Source organism: Pseudomonas sp. S5F11 (assembly GCF_019641515.1).
Classification (GTDB): Bacteria; Pseudomonadota; Gammaproteobacteria; order Pseudomonadales; family Pseudomonadaceae; genus Aquipseudomonas; species Aquipseudomonas rhodesiae.
This window is the reverse complement of the sequence record NZ_JAIFJZ010000001.1, coordinates 3,481,512-3,506,205: the sequence shown is the minus strand read 5'-3', so window position 1 is coordinate 3,506,205 and position 24,694 is coordinate 3,481,512. Positions and strand designations below refer to the sequence as shown.

Annotated in this window: 24 protein-coding genes; 12 read left to right on the top strand and 12 right to left on the bottom strand. The window is 60.0% G+C overall.

Annotated features, from left to right (window positions below):
- Nucleotides 1–31: 31 nt before the first annotated feature.
- The 3 genes from K1567_RS15735 to K1567_RS15725 are packed head-to-tail and all read right to left on the bottom strand — an operon-like array spanning nucleotide 32 to nucleotide 2,538.
- Nucleotides 32–805 carry a MetQ/NlpA family ABC transporter substrate-binding protein gene (locus tag K1567_RS15735; protein ID WP_047882318.1) on the bottom strand — a complete coding sequence of 258 codons (774 nt, stop codon included), beginning with the start codon at nucleotides 803–805 and terminating at the stop codon, nucleotides 32–34.
- Nucleotides 806–856: 51 nt separating this feature from the next.
- The gene (locus K1567_RS15730) at nucleotides 857–1,531 is read right to left on the bottom strand and encodes a methionine ABC transporter permease (RefSeq protein WP_034101701.1); all 675 of its coding nucleotides are present in this window, start codon (nucleotides 1,529–1,531) and stop codon (nucleotides 857–859) included.
- The gene (locus K1567_RS15725) at nucleotides 1,531–2,538 is read right to left on the bottom strand and encodes a methionine ABC transporter ATP-binding protein (RefSeq protein ID WP_034111136.1); all 1,008 of its coding nucleotides are present in this window, start codon (nucleotides 2,536–2,538) and stop codon (nucleotides 1,531–1,533) included. Before K1567_RS15725 ends, K1567_RS15730 begins: the two co-directional genes overlap by 1 nt.
- A 264-nt stretch (nucleotides 2,539–2,802) precedes the next feature.
- Between K1567_RS15725 and katE the strand changes: the two genes are divergently transcribed.
- Nucleotides 2,803–4,944, top strand: a complete 2,142-nt coding sequence (gene katE / locus K1567_RS15720; RefSeq protein ID WP_034111138.1) for a catalase HPII — start codon at nucleotides 2,803–2,805, stop codon at nucleotides 4,942–4,944.
- Between the two features lie 106 nt (nucleotides 4,945–5,050).
- Here the strand turns inward: katE and K1567_RS15715 are convergent, their stop codons facing one another.
- From K1567_RS15715 to zur, 4 genes are read right to left on the bottom strand one after another with little or no spacing between them, the layout of a single operon-like run.
- Nucleotides 5,051–5,770, bottom strand: a complete 720-nt coding sequence (locus K1567_RS15715) for a PA5502 family lipoprotein (protein ID WP_034101705.1) — start codon at nucleotides 5,768–5,770, stop codon at nucleotides 5,051–5,053.
- Between the two features lie 37 nt (nucleotides 5,771–5,807).
- Nucleotides 5,808–6,596: a zinc ABC transporter permease subunit ZnuB gene (znuB, locus tag K1567_RS15710; RefSeq protein ID WP_034101706.1), complete on the bottom strand. Its 789-nt coding sequence runs from the start codon at nucleotides 6,594–6,596 to the stop codon at nucleotides 5,808–5,810.
- The gene (gene znuC, locus K1567_RS15705; protein ID WP_047882319.1) at nucleotides 6,589–7,374 is read right to left on the bottom strand and encodes a zinc ABC transporter ATP-binding protein ZnuC; all 786 of its coding nucleotides are present in this window, start codon (nucleotides 7,372–7,374) and stop codon (nucleotides 6,589–6,591) included. The genes znuB and znuC overlap by 8 nt, the downstream gene beginning before the upstream one ends.
- Nucleotides 7,374–7,856, bottom strand: coding sequence for a zinc uptake transcriptional repressor Zur (gene zur / locus K1567_RS15700; protein ID WP_034101709.1), 483 nt, complete (start codon nucleotides 7,854–7,856; stop codon nucleotides 7,374–7,376). The genes znuC and zur overlap by 1 nt, the downstream gene beginning before the upstream one ends.
- A 58-nt stretch (nucleotides 7,857–7,914) precedes the next feature.
- Here zur and K1567_RS15695 point away from each other — a divergent pair, with 58 nt between their 5' ends.
- Nucleotides 7,915–8,844 carry a zinc ABC transporter substrate-binding protein gene (locus K1567_RS15695; RefSeq protein WP_034111140.1) on the top strand — a complete coding sequence of 310 codons (930 nt, stop codon included), beginning with the start codon at nucleotides 7,915–7,917 and terminating at the stop codon, nucleotides 8,842–8,844.
- 64 nt (nucleotides 8,845–8,908) lie between these two features.
- Here K1567_RS15695 and K1567_RS15690 read toward each other — a convergent pair whose 3' ends face one another.
- Nucleotides 8,909–9,862, bottom strand: coding sequence for a homoserine kinase (locus tag K1567_RS15690; RefSeq protein ID WP_047882320.1), 954 nt, complete (start codon nucleotides 9,860–9,862; stop codon nucleotides 8,909–8,911).
- A gap of 56 nt (nucleotides 9,863–9,918) precedes the next feature.
- On the bottom strand, nucleotides 9,919–10,209 hold the full coding sequence (locus K1567_RS15685) for a DUF2782 domain-containing protein (RefSeq protein ID WP_034101712.1): 291 nt from the start codon (nucleotides 10,207–10,209) through the stop codon (nucleotides 9,919–9,921).
- A 74-nt stretch (nucleotides 10,210–10,283) separates the two neighbouring features.
- On the opposite strand from K1567_RS15685, the gene polA reads away from it, so the two are divergent.
- A complete protein-coding gene (polA, locus tag K1567_RS15680; RefSeq protein WP_169867678.1) occupies nucleotides 10,284–13,076 on the top strand; it encodes a DNA polymerase I in 2,793 nt (930 codons plus the stop codon).
- A 269-nt stretch (nucleotides 13,077–13,345) separates the two neighbouring features.
- Here the strand turns inward: polA and yihA are convergent, their stop codons facing one another.
- Nucleotides 13,346–13,987: a ribosome biogenesis GTP-binding protein YihA/YsxC gene (gene yihA, locus K1567_RS15675; protein WP_003187369.1), complete on the bottom strand. Its 642-nt coding sequence runs from the start codon at nucleotides 13,985–13,987 to the stop codon at nucleotides 13,346–13,348.
- Nucleotides 13,988–14,179: 192 nt separating this feature from the next.
- On the opposite strand from yihA, the gene K1567_RS15670 reads away from it, so the two are divergent.
- The 6 genes from K1567_RS15670 (at nucleotide 14,180) to K1567_RS15645 (ending at nucleotide 19,750) form a co-directional block, all read left to right on the top strand.
- Nucleotides 14,180–14,482 carry a cytochrome c5 family protein gene (locus K1567_RS15670; protein WP_034101715.1) on the top strand — a complete coding sequence of 101 codons (303 nt, stop codon included), beginning with the start codon at nucleotides 14,180–14,182 and terminating at the stop codon, nucleotides 14,480–14,482.
- 33 nt (nucleotides 14,483–14,515) lie between these two features.
- On the top strand, nucleotides 14,516–15,127 hold the full coding sequence (locus K1567_RS15665) for a cytochrome c4 (protein ID WP_034111144.1): 612 nt from the start codon (nucleotides 14,516–14,518) through the stop codon (nucleotides 15,125–15,127).
- A 169-nt stretch (nucleotides 15,128–15,296) separates the two neighbouring features.
- Entirely contained in the window at nucleotides 15,297–15,932 is a 636-nt protein-coding gene (gene dsbA / locus K1567_RS15660; RefSeq protein ID WP_034136358.1) for a thiol:disulfide interchange protein DsbA, read from the top strand.
- A 10-nt stretch (nucleotides 15,933–15,942) separates the two neighbouring features.
- A complete protein-coding gene (locus K1567_RS15655; RefSeq protein ID WP_034101720.1) occupies nucleotides 15,943–16,821 on the top strand; it encodes an endonuclease/exonuclease/phosphatase family protein in 879 nt (292 codons plus the stop codon).
- The gene (locus K1567_RS15650; RefSeq protein ID WP_034101722.1) at nucleotides 16,818–18,884 is read left to right on the top strand and encodes a diguanylate cyclase; all 2,067 of its coding nucleotides are present in this window, start codon (nucleotides 16,818–16,820) and stop codon (nucleotides 18,882–18,884) included. Before K1567_RS15655 ends, K1567_RS15650 begins: the two co-directional genes overlap by 4 nt.
- An 89-nt stretch (nucleotides 18,885–18,973) precedes the next feature.
- Nucleotides 18,974–19,750, top strand: a complete 777-nt coding sequence (locus K1567_RS15645; RefSeq protein ID WP_034101723.1) for an N-acetylmuramoyl-L-alanine amidase — start codon at nucleotides 18,974–18,976, stop codon at nucleotides 19,748–19,750.
- A 3-nt stretch (nucleotides 19,751–19,753) separates the two neighbouring features.
- Here K1567_RS15645 and K1567_RS15640 read toward each other — a convergent pair whose 3' ends face one another.
- Both K1567_RS15640 and algB read right to left on the bottom strand, forming a co-directional pair.
- The gene (locus tag K1567_RS15640; protein ID WP_099312990.1) at nucleotides 19,754–21,541 is read right to left on the bottom strand and encodes an ATP-binding protein; all 1,788 of its coding nucleotides are present in this window, start codon (nucleotides 21,539–21,541) and stop codon (nucleotides 19,754–19,756) included.
- A 10-nt stretch (nucleotides 21,542–21,551) separates the two neighbouring features.
- A complete protein-coding gene (gene algB / locus K1567_RS15635) occupies nucleotides 21,552–22,898 on the bottom strand; it encodes a sigma-54-dependent response regulator transcription factor AlgB (protein ID WP_034101725.1) in 1,347 nt (448 codons plus the stop codon).
- A gap of 391 nt (nucleotides 22,899–23,289) precedes the next feature.
- Between algB and K1567_RS15630 the strand changes: the two genes are divergently transcribed.
- From K1567_RS15630 to K1567_RS15620, 3 genes are all read left to right on the top strand, one after another.
- Entirely contained in the window at nucleotides 23,290–23,589 is a 300-nt protein-coding gene (locus tag K1567_RS15630) for a hypothetical protein (RefSeq protein ID WP_034101781.1), read from the top strand.
- Nucleotides 23,590–23,670: 81 nt separating this feature from the next.
- Nucleotides 23,671–23,835 (top strand): DUF1328 domain-containing protein, encoded by a 165-nt coding sequence (locus K1567_RS15625; protein ID WP_003170804.1) that lies wholly within the window; start codon nucleotides 23,671–23,673, stop codon nucleotides 23,833–23,835.
- A gap of 2 nt (nucleotides 23,836–23,837) precedes the next feature.
- Nucleotides 23,838–24,305: an inhibitor of vertebrate lysozyme family protein gene (locus K1567_RS15620; RefSeq protein ID WP_034111150.1), complete on the top strand. Its 468-nt coding sequence runs from the start codon at nucleotides 23,838–23,840 to the stop codon at nucleotides 24,303–24,305.
- Nucleotides 24,306–24,694 lie beyond the last annotated feature (389 nt).

The window sequence follows — 24,694 nt, the reverse complement described above, 5'->3', positions numbered from 1 at the left end:
GTGGACTGGGGATCAGTTTGTTTCTTCAGGATCAGAAAGCCGGCTTGATCGCACCTTTGTATTTTTCTTCGATGAATTGCTTCACCTCAGGGGTATGCAGCGCGGCGATCAGTTTCTTCACGGCGTCCGCGTCCTTGTTGTCTTCGCGGGTGACTAGGATGTTCACATACGGCGAGTCGCTGCCTTCGATCAACAGGGCGTCCTTGGCAGGGTCCAGCTTGGCTTCCAGGGCGTAGTTGGTGTTGATCAGCGCTAGGTCGACCTGGGTCAATACGCGTGGCAGGGTGGCGGCTTCCAGTTCGCGGAACTTCAGGTTTTTCGGGTTGGCGGTAATGTCTTTGATGGTCGACAGGATGTTGGTTGGGTCCTTCAGGGTGATCAGGCCGTTGTTGGCCAGAAGCAGCAGGGCGCGGCCGCCGTTGGTGGCGTCGTTCGGGATCACGACGTTGGCGCCGCTTGGCAGCTCGTCCATTTTTTTGTACTTGCTGGAGTAAGCACCCAGGGGCTCCAGGTGTACCCCGCCCACGCTTACCAAGTGAGTGCCCTTGGTCTTGTTGAACTCATCGAGGTACGGTTGGTGCTGGAAGAAGTTGGCGTCCAGGCGCTTCTCGGCCACTTGTACGTTGGGCTGCACGTAATCGGTGAACACCTTGACCTCGAGGTCCACGCCTTCTTTAGCCAGGGCCGGCTTCACGAATTCGAGGATTTCCGCGTGGGGCACCGGCGAGGCCGCGACGGTGAGGGTCTCGGCCGCGTGAGCGGAAAACGCGGCAACGGCGGCGAAAGCAACCAGTAGTTTTTTCATCCAGCAAGCTCCTTGTTCGGGCATCTGCCGGCAGTTGGCCGGCAATGGCCGTTATTTTCGAGAATAGTGTGTCACCAGCTTGTCGCCGATGGTTTGCAGAATCTGCACCAGCACAATCAACATGATGACGGTGACGACCATGACGTCGTCCTGGAAACGCTGGTATCCATAGCGGATCGCCAGGTCGCCCAACCCGCCGGCACCGACCACGCCGGCCATGGCGGTATAGCCCACCAGTGCAATGGCGGTCACGGTGATTGCGGCAATGATGCCAGGCTTCGCCTCGGGCAAAAGTGCCTTGACGATGATCTGCCGAGTAGTGGCACCCATGGCTTGCGTAGCTTCGATGATGCCGCGATCCACTTCGCGCAGAGCCGTTTCCACCAGCCGCGCGAAGAACGTCGAGGCGCCTACCACCAACGGCGGAATAGCGCCGGCCACTCCCAGGGATGTGCCGGTGATAAAGATCGTTGTAGGAATCATCACAATCAGCAGAATGATAAACGGCAGTGAGCGTATAGCGTTGACGATAAACGCCAGAACGCCGTAGGTGGCTTTCTGCTCCAGCAACTGACGTGGGCTGAACAAGAAGAGCAGGATGCCGAGCGGCAGGCCGACCAGCACGGTGAACAGCAGTGAAGTGCTGAGCATCAGCATGGTGTCACCGGTGGCGACCCAAATGTCGGCCCAATCCACCTTATCGAAGTAATGCAGTAACACGTCCATTAACGCAGGACCTCCATATGCACGTCGGCTGCGGTGAAGCGGGCGAAAGCTGCTTCCATATCACCGCCGGTGATGGCCAGAGTCAGTTGCCCGTAGGGAATGTCTTTGATGCGATCGATACGACCGGCAAGGATGCTGTAGTCCACTCCCGTCTCGCGCGCGACGGTACCCAACAATGGCGCGTAAGTCGCTTCGCCCTGGAATGTCAGGCGCACGATACGGCCAGGCACGTGAGCGAAGTCATCGCGCTGTTCGCTTTCGTCGATTTGGTCGGCTTCCTGCACAAAACGCTTGGTGGTCGGGTGCTTAGGGTGCAGGAACACATCCGCCACCGACCCCTGCTCGACGATCACACCGGCGTCCATCACGGCGACTTGGTCGCATACGCGACGGATCACATCCATTTCATGGGTGATCAGCACGATGGTCAGTTTCAACTCGCGATTGATTTCGGCCAGCAATTGCAGGACCGACGCGGTGGTCTGCGGGTCGAGGGCGCTGGTGGCTTCGTCGCACAGCAGGATCTTCGGCTTGGTTGCCAGGGCGCGGGCGATGCCGACGCGTTGCTTTTGGCCGCCGGAGAGTTGCGCGGGGTACTTCTTGGCGTGTTCGGACAGGCCCACGCGAGCGAGCAGTTCTGCCACCCGTTGGTCGATTGCCTTGCGCGACATTTCGCCGGCCAGGGTCAGTGGCAGCGCCACGTTGTCGGCGACGGTCTTGGAAGCCAGCAGGTTGAAGTGCTGGAAGATCATGCCGACCTGCTGACGGAAACGACGCAGGCCGTTGGCGTCCAGGGCGGTGACTTCTTCGCCATCGACCGTGATCTGACCGCCGCTGGGTTCTTCCAGGCGGTTGATCAAGCGCAACAGCGTGCTTTTACCTGCACCCGAATGGCCGATCAGGCCGAACACCTGGCCGTTCTCGACTCGCAGGCTGGTGGGATGCAGCGCGGGGATATCCCTACCGTCGACACGGTAGGTTTTATGGACGTTTTGAAACTCGATCACGTAGCGAACCTTGTGGGGCGCATGAAAAGGGATCAGCGGTTAGCCGGGCGCGCATTTTAGCCTGTCCGTATAGCGTTTCTTAGCATTTATTTCGTATCCAACCAGCGATTTGGCAATAACGCGATCAAAGGTCATAAAAAAGGAACGGCGCAAAACCCTGTCAGTCCCTACTTAAGCAACTCAATTTCCCAGGTGCCGTGCCTGGGGTTTTGCTCAAATGAGCCGGGGAACGCTCTGGCCACTTTGAATAAGGAGTTTTGACTGATGAGCACCAAGAAGCCAGCTACCCCGTCCAAGAGCGAACTCGCGGGGACCGATACCCTGGACCGCGGCAATACCAACGCCAAGCTGCAGGCCCTGGAAGCCTTTCGCTCCGATGCCACCGGCCAGGCTTTGCGTACCAACCAGGGCGTGAAGATTTCTGACAACCAGAACAGCTTGAAGGTCGGCTCCCGCGGCCCGTCGCTGCTCGAAGACTTCATCATGCGTGAAAAAATCACGCACTTTGACCATGAGCGCATCCCGGAGCGCATCGTGCATGCTCGCGGTACCGGCGCCCATGGCTATTTCCAGACCTACGAAGACCATTCGGCACTGACCAAGGCCGGATTCCTACGGACCCCCGAGCATAAAACCCCGGTATTTGCGCGGTTCTCCACCGTACAGGGCCCGCGTGGTTCCGGTGACACCGTGCGCGATGTGCGCGGCTTTGCCGTGAAGTTTTTCACCGAGGAAGGCAACTTCGACTTGGTGGGCAACAACATGCCAGTGTTTTTCATTCAGGACGCGATCAAGTTTCCTGACTTCGTGCATGCGGTAAAACCTGAGCCCCATAACGAAATTCCGACCGGCGGCTCGGCGCACGACACTTTCTGGGATTTCGTTTCCCTGGTGCCGGAATCGGCCCACATGGTGGTGTGGGCAATGTCCGACCGCGCCATTCCGAAAAGCCTGCGCGCCATGCAGGGTTTTGGCGTGCATACCTTTCGCCTGATCAACACTGAGGGCAAGTCCAGCTTCGTCAAATTCCACTGGCGTCCGAAGGTCGGCACCTGCTCCCTGGTGTGGGACGAAGCGCAGAAGCTTGCCGGTAAAGACACCGACTACCACCGCCGCGACCTGTGGGAATCCATCGAGAGCGGTGACTACCCAGAGTGGGAGCTGGGCGTACAGATCGTCGCCGAAGAGGACGAGCATAAGTTTGACTTCGACCTGCTCGACCCGACCAAGATCATCCCCGAAGAGTTGGTGCCCATCACGCCGCTGGGCAAGATGGTGCTTAACCGCAACCCAGACAACTTCTTTGCCGAAGTCGAGCAGGTGGCGTTCTGCCCGGGTCATATCGTGCCGGGTATCGATTTCACTAACGACCCGCTGCTGCAAGGCCGTCTGTTTTCCTACACGGACACGCAGATCAGCCGCCTGGGTGGTCCGAACTTCCATGAAATCCCGATCAATCGACCAGTCGCGCCGTTCCATAACGGCCAGCGCGACGCGCAGCACCGCAGCGTGATTGATAAGGGACGTGCCTCTTACGAGCCGAACTCCATCGATGGCGGCTGGCCGAAAGAAACCCCGCCGGGCCCGACCGACGGTGGCTTCGAAACCTATTACGAGCGCGTCGACGCCAACAAGGTACGTGAGCGCAGTGAGTCGTTTGGCGATCACTTCTCCCAGGCCACGCTGTTTTTCAACAGCATGAGCCACCACGAGAAAGAGCACATTATTGCCGCTTACAGCTTTGAGCTGGGCAAGGTCGAGCGCGAGCATATTCGTGCGCGCCAAGTGAACGAGATCCTCGCCAATATCGATTTGGAACTGGCCAAGCGTGTGGCGCAGAACCTGGGTCTGCCGGCACCGACCAAGGGCACCGTGCCGCCACGCGAAACATCGGTGAAAACGTCGCCAGCGTTGAGCCAAGTGAACCTGCTGTCGGGGGATATCAAGACGCGCAAAGTGGCGATTCTGGCCGCCAACGGCGTGGATGGTGCCGCTATTGATGCATTGAAAAAGGCCCTAGAGGCCGAAGGGGCTCACGCCAAATTGCTGGGGCCGACTTCGGCGCCGGTGAAGACGGCCGATGGCAAAACCCTGGCGGTGGATGCGTCGATGGAAGGCATGCCGTCCATTGCGTTCGACGCGGTGTTTATCCCTGGCGGCAAAGACTCGGTGAAAGCCCTGAGCGGCGACGGTGTGGCGTTGCACTACGTACTGGAAGCCTACAAGCACCTGAAGGCGATTGCCGTAGGGGCGGATGTGAAGCCGCTGCTGGATCAGCTGAAGCTAGAGGCGGATGCGGGGCTGATCGTCGGCTCGGATGCCAAAGCATTCAAGGCGTTCTTCGCCGCGATTGCGCAGCACCGGGTCTGGGAGCGTGAACCGAAGGCCAAGGCGATTCCGGCTTAAGGCAGGAGTTGCTAGTTAGATAGCTATCGGGGGCAAGCCCCCTCCCACATTTGAATGTATTCAAAGTTCAATGTGTGGGAGGGGGCTTGCCCCCGATGCTTTTACTTCACTGCGCCTTGCGCGGAATCAGCACGATCTGCGCCGGGATCTTCTTCAAAATCTGCCGGTGAATCTTCAGGTCATATCCCGAATCAATGCGCTTCACCCGTTTGCTCAGCAGGCTGGCCAGCCACGGGTAATCTTCTGTGCGCGGCACCTGGATACTCACGTCGCACTGGTAATTCACCACGTCGGTGGCGATGGCGTCGAGCTGATGGCGCATGTCTTCGATGTTGGTGAGGTTCAGCGCCACGGTGGTGCTCGGTGCTGCCGGGTCGATGACCTTCGCGGCGGGCTTGGCTTCGGCGGCTTTAAGGGCCTCTTCGGCTTGATCCAGCTCGGCTTTACGGGCGTGAGTGATAGCGCTGTTGACGCCGCCGGTCAGCGCCGGTGCTTTTGGCATCAATGCCCGGGCGCGGCTCAAGGCGGTGGCGGCCGCGTTGACGTCGCCTTTTTGCAGCACGATTTGGCTGCGTTGTAGATAGGCTTCGGCCAGTTGGCGCTGGTAGGTTTCCAGCGCCGGATCATTGGGCGTCTGGGCCTGCAGGGTGGCGAGTTGGTCTTCGGCGGTGGCCAACTCACTGCTGGCCAGGTTTTGCTCCAGCTGCGCGATGGCCGCAGCACGCGGGTCCGTGGCCTCCGGGGCAGCGGGCGGTGTGCTTTGACAGGCACCCAGCAGCAGGGAAAATGCGGCAAGGAGCAGATAACGTGCGGTGAACGGCTTCATTCCTGCGACTCTCTATTTGCGCAAAAAGCGAGCAAGTCTACACCCCTCGACGGGGCAGGACAAAACTCAGCAGAAACAGGGCGGCGGCGGTGACCACGATCGACGGTCCGGCCGGCGTGTCCTTGAACCACGACAACGCCAGGCCCCCACACACCGCAAGCATCCCCAGCAGGCTGGCGCCAATCGCCATTTGCTCCGGTGAGCGGGCGTGACGCTGAGCGGCCGCGGCGGGGATGATCAGCAACGATGTGATCAACAATACGCCGACAATCTTCATCGCGACAGCAATCACCACCGCGATCAATAACATCAAGGCCATGCGCAGGGCGGGCACCGGCAAGCCTTCGACCCTGGCCAGTTCCTCATGCACGGTGATCGCCAGCAGCGGGCGCCACAGCGTCACCAGCAACACCAGCACCATCGCGCTGCCGCCGAGGATCCAGGCCAGGTCGGTGGGGCTGATTGCCAGCAGATCGCCGAACAGGTAAGCCATCAGGTCGATGCGCACTTCATGCATAAAGCTCAGCACCACGAGGCCCAGGGACAAGGTGCTCGGTGCCAGGATCCCCAGCAAGGTGTCGGAAGCCAGCGGCTGGCGCTGTTGCAGCGTCACCAGCAGCACGGCCAGCAGCAGGCAGCCGGCGGTCACGGCGATGGTCGGGCTCACATCCAACAGGAAGCCCATGGCTACGCCCAGCAGCGCGGCGTGTGACAAGGTGTCGCCGAAATAGGCCATGCGCCGCCAGACCACGAACGAGCCCAGAGGGCCCGCGACCAGTGCCAGAGCCAAGCCTGCCAGCAGGGCGTAGAGCAGAAAATCAGCCATGCTTGCAGCTATCTCCGTGAACGTGGGTATGGGGGACGCTCGGGTCGTCGACCACCGCGCCATGCAGGTCATGGGCGTGGTCATGATGGTGATGGTAAATCGCCAGGCTTTGCGCGTTTTTGCCGAACAACTCGACAAATGCCGGGTCGCCGCTGACTTGTTCCGGGTGGCCCGAGCAGCACACATGGCGGTTGAGGCATACCACTTGGTCGGTGGTGCTCATCACCAGATGCAGATCGTGAGACACCATCAGCACGCCACAGCCGTGGCGGTCGCGCAGGCGGGTGATCAGGCTATACAGTTCGGCCTGGCCGGCGACGTCGACGCCCTGCACGGGCTCGTCCAGCACCAGCAGCTCCGGTTCGCGCAGCAGCGCGCGGGCCAGCAGCACGCGTTGCATTTCGCCGCCGGAAATACTTTGTACCGGGCTGTCGATCACCTGTTCGGCGCCGACTTCCTTAAGTGCGGCTTGGGCGCGGGCGCGGTCCACGCCGGGCACCAGACGCAGGAAGCGCAATACGGACAGCGGCAGAGTTGGGTCCACATGCAGTTTCTGCGGCATATAGCCCACGCGTAGCTTGGGCTTGCGCCACACACTGCCGCTGTCGGGCTTGAGCAGGCCGAGCACGGCGCGCACCAGCGTGGTCTTGCCGGCACCGTTAGGGCCGATCAGTGTGACGATCTGCCCCTGCTCCACGCTGAGCGCGATGTTATCCAGCACGTTTTGCCCGGCGAACTTGACGCCGACCTGCTCCAGACGGATTAACGCGTTGCTCATCAAGCCCCCTGGCAACCCGAGCACAAACCGACCACTTCGACGGTTTGCCCTTCGACTTGGAAGCCAACGTCGGCGGCGCTGTGGATAATCGCATCGCTGATGCTTTTTTGTTCAAGCTCGATGGCCGCATGGCACACCCGGCAGATCAGGAACTGGCCCTGGTGCGCATGCTCCGGGTGGTTGCACCCGACAAACGCGTTGAGGGAGGCGATACGGTGGACCAGGCCGTTTTCCAGCAGGAAATCCAGCGCGCGATAAACCGTAGGCGGCGCGGCGCGGCGGCCGTCCTGCTCGCTGAGCACGCCGAGAATGTCGTAGGCGCCCAGTGGTTTGTGGCTCTGCCAGACCAATTCCAGCACGCGCCGCCGCAGCGCGGTCAGGCGCAGGCCTTGGCGTGCGCACAGCGCATCGGCCTCCGACAGCGCGCTGTGCACGCAGTGAGAGTGGTCGTGGGGACGGCTGGCAAGCGGTGTTATAGGCATGAGCGGCGACAGATATTTGATAGAGACGTTATTATGTTACCCGTTCCTACGCCATTGAGTGGTCATCGTGTCCCGACTTTTTCCCGTTTTTGTCGTATTTGTCACCAGTTTATTCATTGCCGGTGCCGCTCAGGCCGACGTCAAGGTGCTCACCAGCATCAAGCCGTTGCAGCTGATCGCCGCGGCGGTGCAGGACGGCGTGGCGGTTCCGGAAGTGCTGTTGCCGCCGGGCGCGTCGCCGCATAACTTCGCCTTGCGCCCATCCGACGTACGGCGTGTGCAGTCGGTCGACCTGCTGTATTGGATCGGGCCGGACATGGAAACCTTCCTGCCTCGCGTGCTCAAAAATCGTACAGCCACAACTGTGGCCGTGCAGGACCTGCCTGGCATGCAATTGCGCCGTTTCGCCGAAGATAGTCATTCCCACGCCGATGAAGCCGACGAACATGATCACGATCACCGTCCAGGCGGCTTGGATGCCCACTTGTGGCTATCGACAGTGAACGCCCGCGTGATTGCCGCGCGCATGGCCTCCGATCTCGCCAGCGCCGACCCTGCCAATGCCGCGCGTTATCAGAGCAACGCCAAGGCTTTCGCCGCACGCCTGGATGCGTTGGACGCGCGCTTGAAGACACGTCTGGCTGGCATCGGCGACAAGCCCTACTTCGTCTTTCACGAAGCCTTCGATTACTTCGAAGCTGCCTACGGCCTCAAGCATGCCGGCGTGTTCAGTGTTGCCGCTGAGGTACAGCCGGGGGCTCAGCACGTCGCGGCAATGCGTACGCGGTTGCAGGAAGTGGGCAAAACCTGTGTGTTCAGCGAACCGCCGCTGCGTCCGCGTTTAGCTGAAACCCTGGTGGCAGGGTTGCCGGTAAAACTGGCGGAATTGGATGCTTTGGGCGGTTACACCCCGGCGACCGCGCAAGGTTATGAGCAGGTGCTGGAAAAGTTGGGTAATGACCTGGCTGGGTGCCTGGAGTCGTTGTAAGTCTTAGTGCAGTTCAAATGCAGGAAGGGTTTGCCCCTTCCCGCATTGTTGACCGGATCGGCGCTTAGAGCGCGAATGGCAGGTTGACCGTGACCTGCTGACGCTGCGCTAGGCGATGTTCGAACTCGGCGGGATCGTGAATGAGAACATCCTGCCCGGCAAACGACTCGGCCGCGATCAAGCGCGAGAGCCAGAAGCGTACACACGCTACCCGCAGCATGGTCGGCCACAGTTCGGCTTCCTTGGCGGTAAATGGCCGCAGGCTCGCATAGGCGCCCAACAGTGCGCGAGCGCGGGGTGCGTCGATCACACCGTCGGCGTCCGAACACCAGTCGTTCAGGGCAATCGCCACGTCGTACAGCATCGGGCCCGAGCAGGCGTTGTAGAAGTCGATCAGGCCGGTCAGATGTGTGCCTTCGAACATCGCGTTGTCGCGGAACAGGTCCGCGTGCACGTTGGCCCGAGGCAAGGCGAGGATCTGAGCCTTATGGGCGGCGATTTCATCCAGCGCGCCTTGCAACAGGCGCTGTTGGGCATCGTTAAGATGTGAAATCAGTTGGTTGCCCTCACTGAGCATCCAGTCCAACCCGCGATCGGTCTTACGCTCCAGCACCTTGTCGCCCTGAGTCGCCAGATGCAGGTGACCGAGCAATTCGCCGACCTGGGCGCAGTGCTGGGCATTGGCATCTTTGATGTGCTTGCCGGCCAGACGCGGCTGCAACAGCGCCGGTTTGCCGGCCAGTTCGCGCAGGGCCACGCCATCGGTTGTACGCAGGGCGTATGGCACGGGCAGGTTGGCGTCGTGGAGTACGTCCAGCAGCTCGATGAAGAACGGCATTTCCTGCACCGGGCCGCGCTCAACCAGGGTCAGGACAAACTCGCCCTGCTCCAGGCTGATAAAGAAGTTGGTGTTTTCGCTACCAGCGGCAATCCCCTGGAAGTCAAGCAGGCGGCCGAGCCCATAAGGGGCAAGAAAGGTTTCCAGCTCGGGCCGAGCCAGGGGGGTAAACACAGACATGGTTAAAACTGCCAGTACGGGCGCCGCGGTGGGCGGCGCCAATTGAAGTTAAGAAGTCATTTCCATTCGAAGATCTTCCATGACGGGATCAGCATATCCGGCTGGTCGGAGCGGATGAAGTTCGCATCGGTTCCGTCTGCGCGCACCAGGAAATAGGGCGGGCCCTTCTTAGGGATCACCTTGATTGCGTACAGGAAGCCATTCTGACGATATTCCTGAATAGTCTTATCGCCTTCCGTGCGAATGGTAACTTGCGGGTCGCCCGAAGGCGCATCGTCTGCCGCCATGGCAGCCATCGGAGCGAGTGCGATCAAGCCGGTCAACAGCAGGCGATTGAATGTACGCATGATAACCTTGTCCCTTTGTTTTCATTGGTCCGGCTATTCTAGCGCCTGACCCGCCGAAAAGGTTGATCCTGCTCATGAGCCAAGCCCCCCTCGTCCTGGTGGACGGTTCGTCCTACCTGTACCGCGCCTTCCACGCGCTGCCACCGCTGACCACCTCCAAAGGCCTGCCGACCGGTGCGGTCAAAGGCGTCTTGAACATGCTCAAAAGCCTGCGCAAGCAGTACCCGGACAGCCCGTTCGCGGTGGTGTTCGACGCTAAGGGTGGGACTTTTCGCGATGACATGTACGCCGAATACAAGGCCAACCGCCCCAGCATGCCTGATGACATGCGCCTGCAGATCGAGCCGCTGCACCAGAGCGTGATCGCCTTGGGCTTCCCGTTGCTGTGCGTCGAAGGCGTCGAGGCCGACGACGTGATCGGCACCCTGGCGCGCAGCAGTGCGGCCGCTGACCGTCCGGTAGTGATCTCCACCGGTGATAAAGACATGGCGCAGTTGGTCGACGGGCACATTACCTTGGTCAACACCATGACCGGTAGCGCCTTGGACGTGGAGGGCGTAAAGGAGAAATTTGGCGTCGCTCCCGAGCAGATCATCGACTATCTGGCGTTGATGGGCGATTCGTCCGACAACATCCCCGGCGTACCGGGCATCGGCCCCAAGACTGCGTCCGGCCTGCTGGTGGGCGTCAATGGTGGCCTCAAAGAGCTTTATGAGCAGTTGGATATCGTGCCGACGCTGCCGATCCGTGGGGCCAAGAACCTGCCGGCCAAGTTGGAAGAACACAAGGAAATGGCGTTTCTTTCCTACCAATTGGCGACGATCAAGATCGATGTGCCGCTGGACGTGGGCCTGGATGACCTGCATCTGATCGAACCGGACCGTGAAAAACTGCTGGAGCTGTACACCCTGCTGGAGTTCAAGAGCTGGTACGACGAAGTGCAGCGTGATACCAAACGCGTCGAACTGAAGGCGTCGACCGAAGCGGCCCCCGTCGCGGCGGTAGCGGAGGCAGTGGTTGTGGCCCCTGTTGAAGCGGTCTACACCACCATCTTGGATCAGGCCACGTTCGACGTCTGGCTGAAGAAGCTCGACGCTGCAACGTTGATCGCGTTCGACACGGAAACCACCGGTATCGACGCTCATCAGGCGCAATTGGTCGGCGTGTCCTTTGCTGTGCAGCCCCACGAAGCGGCCTACGTCCCCCTAGCCCATTCCTACATCGGCGTACCGCAGCAACTGGATCGCGACAGCGTATTGCTCGCCCTGAAACCGCTGCTGGAAGATCCGAACAAGCTCAAAGTCGGCCAGCACGCCAAGTTCGACATGAACATCCTGGCCAACTGTGCCATCGGCGGCGACCCCGCGCACGGCATCACGGTGCGCGGCATTGCATTCGACACCATGCTCGAATCCTACGTGCTCAATTCCACCGCGACCCGGCATGACATGGACAGCCTGGCGAAGAAATACCTGGACTACGACACTGTCAGCTTCCAAGACATCGCCGGCAAAGGCGCCAAGCAACTCACCTTCGACCAGATTCCACTGGAGCAGGCCGGCCCTTATGCGGCTGAAGATGCCGATGTGACGCTGCGTCTGCATCAGGCGCTGCATGCGCGACTGGCCGCCATCCCGAGCTTGGCCAGTGTGCTGACGGACATCGAAATGCCGTTGGTGCCGGTGTTGGCACGTATCGAGCGTCAGGGTGCCTTGGTGGATGCGCAGCTGCTGGGCGTCCAGAGCATCGAACTGGGCAACAAGATGGTGGAGCTGGAGCGACAAGCATTCGAGATCGCCGGTGAGGCGTTCAACCTGGGCTCGCCCAAACAACTAGGGGCGATTCTTTACGAAAAGCTCGGGCTTCCGGTACTGAAGAAAACCGGCAAAGGCCAGGCCTCCACCGCTGAAGAAGTGCTGGCCAAGCTGGCCGAAGATGACTACCCGTTGCCCAAAGTGCTGATGCAGTACCGCAGCATGAGCAAGCTCAAAAGCACATACACCGACCGCCTGCCGGAGCAGATCAACCCGCGCACCGGGCGTATCCACACGTCTTATCACCAGGCAGTGGCGGCGACCGGTCGACTGTCGTCCAGTGACCCGAACCTGCAGAACATTCCGGTGCGTACCGCCGAGGGGCGGCGGATTCGCCAGGCGTTTGTCGCACCCAAGGGCTACAAGCTGCTGGCGGCGGACTATTCGCAGATCGAGCTGCGCATCATGGCGCACTTGTCCAAAGATGAAGGGCTGATGAATGCCTTCCGTCATAACCTGGATGTGCACACGGCCACGGCGGCCGAAGTGTTCAAGGTCGAGCTGGGGGCGGTCACGTCCGACCAGCGTCGCAGCGCCAAGGCGATTAACTTTGGTCTGATCTACGGCATGGGCGCGCAAAAGCTGGGTAAGGACATTGGTGTCGATACCAAGACGGCCAAGGCTTATATCGACGTCTACTTCGCCCGCTACCCGGGAGTGCGCGAGTATATGGAGCGCACTCGGGCCCAGGCGGCCGATCAAGGTTATGTCGAAACCTTCTTCGGGCGCCGGCTGTACCTGCCGGATATCAACTCCAATAAACCCCAAGAGCGCGCCGCGGCGGAACGCACCGCGATCAACGCGCCGATGCAAGGCACGGCGGCGGACATCATCAAGAAAGCCATGGTGCGGGTGGATAACTGGCTTACCGACTCGGGCCTGGACGCCAAGGTGATCCTGCAAGTGCACGACGAACTCGTACTGGAAGTGCGTGAAGACCTGGTTGCGCAAGTCAGCGAGAAGATCCGCGAGCATATGAGCGCCGCAGCCCAGCTGGATGTGCCGTTGCTGGTGGAAGTGGGCGTGGGTGATAACTGGGATGAAGCGCACTGATAACGGGCGCTTTGCCATCGCTAAGGGTGGTGGCATTGCGCTTTATGTCGGAAAGACCTGACAGTTATTTCCAATAGTTTTCGGGCAGTTCGGAACTTAACCTGTGAACTGCCACTCAGAGTTACTGAATGGGTGGTGAAGCCCTTCAATGCTCCTATGTTGTGTTAAGTGTTGGCAGATATCTGGACCCCGCCCTAGCGGTCCGGAACTTGAACCCCGAACTTCCCCTCCCCATAAGAAGTCCGGGGTTTTTTTTGCCCGCAGAAAAGTTACTCGGCGATTTCCGCGCCCTTGTCCGCCAATTCCATCCAGCCCGCTAGAACGGTGTAAGCCTCTTCCAAGCCCATGCGCTTAGGCGCGGAGAACAATTGGATGGTGATCGTATCGCCCCAACCCTTGCGGATTTCCGACTGCACTTTGAGCAACGTATTCTTGGCCGCGCCGTAGGTCAGCTTGTCGGCTTTGGTCAACAGGATGTGCATCGGCATGCCGCTGGCGACCGCCCAATCGAGCATCAGCAGGTCGAAGTCGGTCATTGGGTGGCGGATATCCATCATCAGGATCAAACCCTTCAAACTCTCCCGGCCACCCAGATAAGCCTCCAGGTGACGCTGCCAGTGCAGCTTCAACGGGATCGGTACTTTCGCATAACCGTAGCCTGGCAGGTCGACCAGACGCCGATCATCGTCTAGCTTGAAGAAATTGAGCAGTTGCGTGCGGCCCGGAGTTTTCGAGGTGCGCGCCAGGCTGGCGTGGGTGAGCGTGTTCAGGGCGCTGGATTTACCGGCATTGGAGCGGCCGGCGAAGGCGACTTCAAAGCCTTCGTCATCGGGGCATTGGTCAACTTTGGCGGCGCTGAGCATAAACGTGGACTGTTGGCACAGGCCGAGGATGGGATTCTTGAGTTGCATGAGATTTCCGATGTGGGCGGTGCCGAAAAAGGGTGCGGCAAGCGGTGTCGTTTCCGTTTCAGTGGCGCCAGTATATAATGCCGCAGATTTTGTGTGTGCTTTGTCCCAGCGAAGGATGAAGTTCACGGGAGCGATAGACCTTCATTGCGCATTAGAACGCAAAACGCTCTCAAACCCTGAAAAGGTCGATGTATGACCAGATGGTTGCTCGCTGTCGGTGTCCTGATTCCGCTTTACGGCGCTCAGGCTACACAGGAACCGGAAGCGCTGTACAACCGAGTTTGCGTGGCTTGCCATGCTGGCCAGTTGCCGAACGCCCCGAAGCGGGGTGATCAGGCAGCCTGGGCGCCGAGATTGGCGCAAGGTATGGACACGCTGGTACAGCACGTGAGCCAGGGTTTCAAGGCAATGCCGCCGCGTGGTTTGTGCATGGACTGCAGTACTGAGGATTACCAGGCCGTCATTGAATGGATGGTGAGTAAACCCGGTAGATAACTCTTAAACCCTTAGCCGTAGTTGGATTAGCTGATGAACAAACTGATCGTGAGTCTGCTGTTGACCCTGGGCATCACCGGTGTTGCCCATGCTGCAGGCGACGCTACTGCGGGCCAGGCGAAAGCCGCCGTGTGTGGTGCTTGCCACGGACCGGATGGCAACAGCCCGGCGCCGAACTTCCCCAAACTGGCCGGCCAGGGTGAGCGTTACCTGACCAAGCAGATGCAGGACATCAAGTCAGGCAAGCGCACGGTGCTGGAAATGACCGGCTTGCTGACCAACCTCAACGATCAGGATCTGGCGGACATCGCGGCGTATTTCGCCAGCCAGAAAGGCAGTGTGGGAGCTGCCGATCCGAAACTGGTAGCGCGTGGCGAGAAGCTGTTCCGTGGCGGTGACCTGAATAAAGGCCTGCCGGCTTGCACCGGTTGCCACTCGCCCAACGGCGCGGGCAATGCCGCCGCCGGTTTCCCACATCTGGGTGGCCAGCACGCTCAATACATCGCTAAACAACTGACCGATTTCCGCAAGGAAGAAGCCGGTCGTGCCAACGATGGCGATGCGATGACCATGCGCACCATCGCCCGCAAGCTGAGCGACGAAGACATCGCGGCAGTGTCCAGCTATATCCAGGGCCTGCACTGATCGGCGCGGCGACGTTAACGCTCGATTAATCCCGCGATGCAAGCATAAAAAGGGTGGCCATGGCCGCCCTTTTTTGTGGCCGCTGCCGTTACACTAACGAACTCATGCCTGCGTCGACCGGTCACAACTAAGGTCGCGTGAGGCGACTTTATTTGTCCAGGAGTAAAGCATGCGTAATCTGATCCTCAGCGCCGCTCTCGTCACTGCCAGCCTTTTCGGCATGACCGCTCAAGCTGCCGATGTGCCGCTTGAAGCCGGTAAGACCTACGTCGAATTGGCCAACCCAGTGCCCGTCTCGGTGCCGGGCAAGATCGAAGTGGTTGAGCTGTTCTGGTACGGCTGCCCGCATTGCTACGCTTTTGAACCGACCATCAACCCGTGGGTTGAGAAACTGCCTAAAGACGTGAATTTCAAACGCATCCCGGCCATGTTCGGCGGCCCTTGGGATGCCCACGGCCAACTGTTCCTGACCCTCGAAGCCATGGGTGTCGAGCACAAGGTCCACAACGCAGTGTTCAACGCGATTCAGAAAGAAGGCAAGCGTCTGACCAAGCCTGAAGACATGGCTGACTTTGTTGCCACCCAAGGTGTCGATAAGGATAAGTTCTTGGCCACCTTCAACTCCTTCGCTATCCAGGGCCAGATCAAACAGGCCAAGGAGCTGGCGCAGAAATACGGCGTGCAAGGCGTTCCGACCATGATCGTCAACGGCAAATACCGTTTCGACCTGGGTTCCACTGGTGGGCCTGAACAGACCCTCAACGTTGCTGACCAACTGATCGCCAAAGAGCGCGCAGCCAAGTAAGGGGCCTTTCATGCGCCGCTGGGGTACCGAACGTGTCGTTGGCCTGCATGATCCGCGGGTCAACGAAGATCACCTGGAATCCACTGGCCAGCTCGCGGACAGCCGTCTGCGCCTGCTCAGTTTCAATATTCAGGTTGGCATCAGTACCGAAAAGTATCGGCACTACCTCACCCGTGGTTGGCAGCACTTGCTGCCCCACAACGGGCGGGCCGGTAATCTGCAGAAGATCGGCGACCTGTTGAGCGATTTCGACCTGGTCGCGCTGCAGGAGGCCGATGGGGGTAGCATCCGTTCCGGTTACATCAATCAGGTGGAACACCTGGCCAGGCTCGGAGCGTTCCCCTACTGGTACCAGCAGCTCAATCGCAACCTCGGGCGCCTGGCGCAGCACAGCAATGGCGTGCTGAGTCGCTTGAAACCCACCGCTATCGAAGACCACCCGCTGCCAGGCCCTAAGGGCCGTGGTGCGATCCTCGTACGTTTCGGCGAAGGGCCGGAAGCGTTGGTGGTGGTTATGATGCACCTGGCGCTCGGGGGGCGTACGCGCAACCTGCAGTTGGCTTACGTGCGCGAAATGATCGGCAACTACAAGCATCAGGTGCTGATGGGTGATATGAACACCCATGCCAATGACCTGCTGCAAAACTCGCCGTTGCGCGACCTCGGGTTGCTGGCGCCGCAAGTCGAAGCGACGTTTCCCAGCTGGCGTCCGCAGCGCTGTCTCGACCATATCCTGCTCAGTCCCACCCTCACGCTGGAAAGTGTGCAGGTGCTTGCGCAGCCCATTTCCGATCACCTGCCGGTCGCGGTAGAGATTCGTCTGCCGGGTTCGCTCACGGCTGATGCATTGCCCGCGTTGAGCCCCGGCCCTCGCGGACCCCTTGCATGAGCGACGACGCCCAGCGCTGGAAAGAAAAATACCTGTTAAGCATCGAGCAACAAGACAAACTCGAACGCCGCTGGGCTGCGCGCCTCGACCTGCTGCGCCGTGGCCTCGTGCGCAGCACCTTGGCGGCTGAAGGCACCGACCGCGCGGTCGACCAGTGCATGAAGGAGATGCGCGACGTTGTCCGCACCGACGACATGGACGCCGCCCTCGCCGCGCTGCTGCCGCGTCTGGAAAAAGCCGTTTTGGATTCGGAGCAGCGCCGCGAAACCCGGGTTGAACAGATGAGCACCGCGCTGACGTCCCTGGTCACGCAGTTGCAGAAACTGCCGCTGCCACGCGAGGTGGCGCGACCGTTGAAAACCTTCGCTAAACAGTTGGATGGCCGTGTCGGCCAGGCCCGGGAAATTCCGCTATTGCTCAGCGAGCTGAGCGACCTGCAAGGGCAGGCGCTGACTAACCTGGACCCGGATGGTGAAACTCCACGTCCCGGACCAGGGCTTTTACAGCGTTTGTTCGGAACCAAGGACACCCACGTAGAAGCACCTGCCAGTGAGCCGGCTCCCGGCCCCTCAGCTGCACCGGTTGCGACTAAATCCGCATCGGAAACCCCGCAGCCCGAGCAATCCGAAGAGCTGACCCAGGCTTTGCGCGCCTTCGCGCCACAACCCGAAGCCGCGGCGCCTCAACCCGCCACACCGATCCAGCCAGCCCAAATTGCCGTCGAGACCTTCGTCTACGAATCTCCGCCTCAAGCCGACGCAGTGGCCGAGCCGGTCAAAGCTGCGCTGGCCCGCACGGAACCCAAGGCGCCTGAGCTCGAACCGCAGGCGCAAGAGCCGGCCAACGAAAGCGCCCTCGCCGCCTTTATCGACGCACCGCAGCCCGACGTCATAGAGGCACCGGAGCAGACGGTAATTGGCAGTCTGTCGCTGCCGCCTGTGTTGGACGTGGAGGCGCTTGACCCCGACGCGATGCAATCGGACGGCCAATACGCTTTGCCGGACTCGCCCGAGCCGTCCTACAGCTCCGTGGCCAAGCACATCGAAGACACGCTTATCGGCTTGCTCGAAGAGCTGGACCTGCCCGAGCGTCATCGCCCTCAGGCTGAAGCGATGCGCGAGCGTCTGGCCCACGGTTTGAACTGGTATGAACTGCTACCGATCCTGGATGATCTGGCGGTACTGATGTTGGCGATCACCGACAGTGGCCATCTAGAATTCGAGGCTTATCTCAAGCAACTCAATGAGCGCCTCGAAGCCTTCCAGGGGCATCTGAAGGTGGCCAGTGACGGGCATGCCGACAGTAGCTCTGCCGCGCGTGAACTGGATACGCAGATCCGCGAGCAGGTCGATGGGCTGCAAACCAGCGTACAGGACGCCGCCGACCTGGACAGCCTCAAACAGGTGCTGGAGAGCCATCTTGAGGGCTTGCTCGGCACCATGGACGAGCATCGGCAACAACGCGATCTGCGCGAGCAGGAGGTTGCCGAGCGCCTCAAAGGCCTGGCCGAGCGCGTCGCCAACATGGAGCAGGAAGCCCAGGGCTATCGTGAACACCTTGAAGTGCAGCGCCAGAAGGCCCTGATCGATCCATTGACCGGCCTGCCCAATCGTGCGGCCTGGAGCGAGCGCCTGGACTACGAAATCAATACCTGGCACCAGCGCGGCAACAGCCTGTCGCTGGCCATGCTGGACCTGGACCACTTCAAACGCATCAACGATGGTTACGGCCACCTGGCCGGCGATAAGGTGCTGAAGATCATCGCCAATGTGCTCAGCAAGCGCCTGCGGCCCACCGATTTCATCGCGCGTTTTGGCGGTGAAGAGTTTGTCTTGCTGATGCCCGATTCGACCCTCGCCGAGGCCTTGGCGGTGGGTGAAGGGCTGCGCGAGGCAATTCAAGCGTGTCCGTTTCACTTCAAAGGCGAACCGGTGACGATCACGGTGTCGATGGGCGTGGCGCAATTGCGCTCGGGTGAGCGCAGCGAACTGGCGCTCAAGCGCGCCGATGAAGCGTTGTATCGAGCCAAGGCGGCGGGGCGTAATCAAGTGCAGGCGGCGTAAAAGATGTTGCCTGTTTGTAATTAGGCCGCTCTGTTTCAGTCGGTACGTTACACTGTTGCATTGTCGTCTTCAGCGTACTGTCATCCGCCATGAAATCCATTTGTCTCGCCCTTGCGTTTCTCCTGCTTGCCGGCTGCGCCAGCGGCCCCCGCATCAACACCAGTCATCCCTCGGTCAACTACGACAATCGCGTGCAGTTTGTGATCGTTCATTACACCTCGGCCAACCTGGAACGCTCCCTGGCCTTGTTGACCCACGGCCAGGTCAGTAGCCATTACCTGATTGGCGATGACGCCTCGGCCACCATTTATAAATTGGTGGATGAAAGCCAGCGCGCCTGGCACGCAGGTGAGAGTGAATGGATGGGCCGCACATGGCTCAATTCAAGCTCCATCGGTATCGAGATTGTGAACCCGGGTTTCACGGACACCCCGACAGGCCGTCTGTGGTACCCGTATTCCGAGGCGCAGGTGAAGTCGTTGGTCGTGTTGCTTAAAGACATCAGCAAGCGCAACGGCATCGACCCGAAGAACATCATCGGCCACAGCGATATCGCGCCGTTACGCAAGTTGGACCCGGGGCCCTTGTTCCCCTGGAAGCGTTTGGCCGATGAAGGGTTGGGGGTTTGGCCGGATGCACAGGCTGTCGCGCGTTTTCAGGTGCAATACACCGCAGAGCTACCGAGCATCACTTGGTTCCAGGAGGAGTTGGCCCGATTGGGCTACCAGACGCCTCAAACCGGTGAGCTGGATGTCGCCACGCGTCATGTGCTCGCAGCGTTCCAGATGCACTTCAGGCCGTCGCGGTTCGATGGCACGCCGGATGCCGAAAGTGCCGCCATTCTGCGCGCCCTCAACCGGCGCTGACCGTCAGAGCGGCAGCGCCATGTAAAACTGGGTGCCCTGCCCCGGCCGCGAATACACCCCCATGCGGCCGCCGTGCAACTGCACGATCTCTTTGCACAACGCCAGCCCCAGACCGGCGCCGCCTTTCTTGCGGCCCACCTGCACAAAGGGCTCGAAGATGCGCCCTTGCTGCCCATAGGCAATCCCTTCGCCGTTGTCTTCGACGCTGATAATCACCCGCTCGCCATGGCGACGCGCTTGCAGGCGAATTTGCCCGCCATCGGCGGTATGGCGCAGTGCGTTGGCCAGCAGGTTGTCGAGTACCCGTTCCAATTGCGCCTGGTCTGCATATAAGCGTGGCAGGTCGGGCTGGGCTTCGATCAGCAGCTCGATTTGCTGCGCATTGGCCTGTTCTATAAAGCGCCCGCGGGCTTGCTCCAGCAGGTCGGGAATCTCACAGGGGCCGAGGGTGAGTTTCTGCAGGCCATTCTGGTAGCGCGAGAAGTTGAGCAAGTCATTGATCAGCTGCATCAGGCGCTGCATTTCTTCGTTAACGGTGTCCAGCAGGTCCGCTTCCCGGGACTCCGTGGGGAATTTCGCGCGTTCGCGGAACAGCCCGAACGCCATGTGCATGCCGGTTACCGGCGTGCGCAGTTCATGGGAGGCACGCAGCACGAATTCACTGCGCACGCGTTCGAAGGCGCGTTGCTCGGTCACGTCGTGCATCACCATCACCGCGCCGAGAATATGCCCTTGGGTGTGGCTGACTGGGGTCAGGCTGTAGGTCAGCAGGCGCAGTTCGCCGTCGACTTCCACCTCAAGGTCTTCCGGCGCGCGCTCCAGATTGCCGCCACGCAGCACCAAGTGCAGTTGTTCATCCAGCTCCGGGCGGCCCAGCGCTTCGCCCAGGCCTTGGCCGAGGCGTTCTTCATCCCAGCCCAATTGGCGTTGGGCAACCGGGTTCAGGTGCTCCAGACGCCCTTGGCGATCAATCATCAGCAAGCCGTCGTCGATGCTGTCGAGTACCGCCTGTAGCCGCTGCTGGCCGGCCAGTAGTTCGTCCACATTGGTGGCCTGATGCTGACGCAGCGCCTCGGCCATGATGCCGAAGCGCCGAGTCAGTAGGTTCATTTCCGCGGCTGACGAGATCGGCAGCGTGACCTCGAAATCGCCCTGGCCGATCTTGTCCGCGGCCTTGGCCAGCGCTTCGATCGGCCCGCCAAAGCGCCTGGCGATACCGTGGGCGGTCACGAAGCCGATGATCAGCACCGCCAAGCCCACCAAACCCATGAGACCGGCGATCAACAGCGCGCGGTCGCGGGATTTGCGTTCACTGGTGTTGATGGCTTCCAACGCGCGTTTGTGCTCGGCGATCAAGCCATTGCGCAGCACGTTGAATGTCTGGGTGAGTTTGTCGTTATTGCCGCTTACCAGCGATGCAGGTTGGGACTCGTCGAATGCCTTGAGGAAATTCAGGTAGTCGATGCGGGCCTGACTGAACCCGCTGCTTCTGCTGTCTTGCTGCTCGTGGGCGATACCCTCGTCCAGTAGTGCGAAATACTGTTGTTTGGACGCGTCCAGCGCTTTCGAATTGGGCCGCTCGTCGAGCATCAGGATCAACTGGTCGCCCAGGCTCTGGCGCAATTTCAGGCCAAGCTCCAAGGTGACGAAATTGCTGCGGATCAGCGACTCTTGGGTCTTGGCCATCTGCATGACGCTGACCAGGCCCAGGATCAATCCAAGCAGGGCGACGGTGATCAGCGCTGAGATACTCAAGAACAGCCGAGTCCGCAGCTTCATCGCTAACTTCATAAGGTACAGCTCACAGGTTGTACTGTTTTCGTTTGCGGTACAGCGTCGACGCGTCAATGCCGAGGGTGCGCGCCGCCTGATCTAGCGTGTCGCTGGTGGCCAGTACAGCACCGATGTGGGCTTTTTCCAGTTCGTCCAGGCTTAGCGCCGCACCGATGCGCGGGGCGTTGTTGGTCGGTTGCTCGGCCATCCCCAGGTGGCTGATTTCAACCTTTTCCTGCGGGCAGATAATGCTTGCGCGCTCCACCACGTTACGCAGTTCACGGATATTACCCGGCCAACGGTAGTTGAGCAGGGCTTCCCGCGCCTGATCGCTGAAACCGCGCGCCGGACGGGCATACTCCTTGACGAAGCGCGCCAGGAAGCGGTCGGCCAGGGTCAGGATGTCCTCGCTGCGCTCGCGCAGCGGTGGCAGGTGCAGGGTGATGACATTCAGGCGGTACAGCAAGTCTTCCCGGAAGCGGCCGTCGCGCACCATGTCTTCCAGGTTCAGGTTAGTGGCGGCGAGGATACGTACGTCGGCGCGCCGGGTAACCGGGTCGCCCACGCGTTCGTATTCCTTATCCTGAATAAAGCGCAGCAATTTTGGTTGCAACGTGAGGGGAAAGTCGCCGATCTCGTCGAGGAACAGCGTGCCGCCGTCAGCCTGGTTGACCCGGCCCAAGGTGCTTTCGCTGGCGCCGGTAAAGGCGCCGCGGCTGTGGCCGAACAGTTCGCTTTCCATCAGTTCGGCGGTTAGCGACGGGCAGTTGATGGTCACGCAGGATTTTTTCGACCGCTTGCTCCAACCGTGGATGGCCCGCGCCAGTTCACCTTTACCGGTGCCGGACTCGCCCAGGATAAGGATGTTGGCATCTGTACCGGCCACTTGGCGCGCGGTTTCTAGCACCACCATCATCGACGGGCTATGGGAGTCGAGTCCGTCCTTGGGCTGGCGCACCGCGCCTTCCAGGGCTTCCAGACGTGCAGAAAGTTGGCGCACTTCCAGCTGCTTGGCGGTGGCCAGGCGCAGTTGGTCCGGGCTGCACGGTTTTACCAGATAGTCGGCGGCGCCGGCCTGGATCGCGTCCACGGCGGTGTCCACGGCCGAATGCGCGGTGACGATCACCACGCGCATCCACGGCGCCTGAATGCGCATCTGGGCCAGCACATCCAGGCCGTTATCTTCGCCCAGGCGCAGGTCCAGGAAGCACAGATCGAACACTTGGCGTTGCATCAGCGCGTCGGCTTGGGCAGCGCTGTTGGCGGTGGCGACGGTATAGCCTTCATCTTCCAGGCAATAACGGAAGGTGCGGAGGATCGCGGACTCGTCATCTACTAAAAGAATGCGGCCTTGAAGTTCCTTGGCTGATTCCATCTGTCCCGCGCTCCCTAACTGATAAATGATGGTGTTTAGTCCCGGAATAATCGGGCAAGTTGCATGGTTTATTCTGACCGACAAAACGAATCGTCGTGCAGGTATCTGCGCTTCTTCTCACAAAGGCCACAGCGAGTGGCCATTTCATGTCATTCGCTCAGTTGGGCAGCGCCCATGTCGTGATGTATCCCTTGACCCGACCGCTGGCCATCGTGCATTTCGCACGGCCCCTAGAGGCCCATCGTGCAGGATGCTGCCCCTATCATCGAGCAACTATCTATAACTTATTGATTTTATTGGGTTTTATTTTGTTAAAAACCTGGCATGCGCTCTGCAATACCTCTCCCAAGAGTGTCATGAACGAATAATCAGAATGCGGGAGTACAGCAGCATGACTCGCCAAACCCTCAGCCAATTGCGTGTATCGCCACTGCATGTGCAGCAAGGTTTGTTTGCCAGCCTGGCCTTAATGGTCACGTTGATTGCAGGCCAGCAGATTCAACATTGGCAGGAGAGTCAGCAGCAAGCCCAAGTGTTTGAGCGTCCGGCCATGACCCAGACCCATTTCAGTTCGATGCAGAGCCGTCCCGCCGCCAGCGCTGTTGGCGATGTGAGCGTCAAGCAATTGCGAGTAGCTGACCAGAATTCAACGCTGGATCAGCTGCCAGCTCAGGAACGTTGGGTGTTCTAGGCAAGAAAAGCGGTCGTCCGCACTGGGCGTCCGTACGGCATGACCGCTGTACCCTCTAATAGAAGCGTAAGGAGAATCACCATGTTGAGTTGGGCAATCACATTTCTGATCATCGCCATTGTTGCTGCAGTCCTGGGCTTCGGTGGTATCGCAGGCACCGCAACCGGTATCGCCAAGATCCTGTTTGTCGTCTTCCTGGTGATGTTCATTGCTTCGTTCTTCTTTGGTCGTCGCGGCCGAGGCTGAATATGACCACTTTGTCTCTCAAAGCCATTGCTGCCGCCCTATTGCTGGGCGGTAGCGGTCTGGCGATGGCCGCCAATGACGGCCAGTCGCGGGCCAACGAATTGCTCAGCGCGGACCCGCAATACCGTGAGACCTGGCAAGGCGTGGTGAAGAAAGAAGAGCGCCTGCCGGAATGGGTGATGAACCTGACCGGTACGGCCGAGCAAATGAATGCTGTCGAAGAGGATGGCGACAAGTACTTGGTAGGGCCGCTCTGCGAGACCGCGGACACATGCCTGAACAAGCGTCTGATCGTCGCTTTCAGCTTTGACAAGGAAGATGCCTACGCCATGTTGGTGGAAGTGCCGGCCGGCCTCCCGGCTGACAAGTCGCCTACGCGGCACGCCGACTACCGCTTTATTGGTAAACCGGACGAAGGCATGCAGAAGTTGCTGATGGAACAGCTCAAGAAAGACCCGAATTGGTACTAGGTTTCGTTTAAAGCGCCGCTGATAACGGGACCAGCGTCCATAGAAAGAAGCTCTTCGCTTCTTTCTTCTGCACGCCCCGCCGCGGGGCGTGCATGACCAGGGGGCCGGGTTGCTCTGATCGATTGGGATCGGCGTGACCTACGGGTACAGGGAGTACCTGCGCAAGGGCCGGGTCAGGCGAAAAGCTGCGACGCAGGTTCACAAGTCGTCGACTTGTTGAACTTGCGGCGGGCTTATGCCTGTTATGCCGCCCATAGCCCACCATTTTATTTTTGCCTGCCCTCAACCATTACTGAGTATGTCGCGGCGACCATCTATCGAGAAAGTTTGCAGGGGTCTGTAGGACATTTCAGACACTACTGCGCTGAATCCTCAAGCATTTGTGCTGA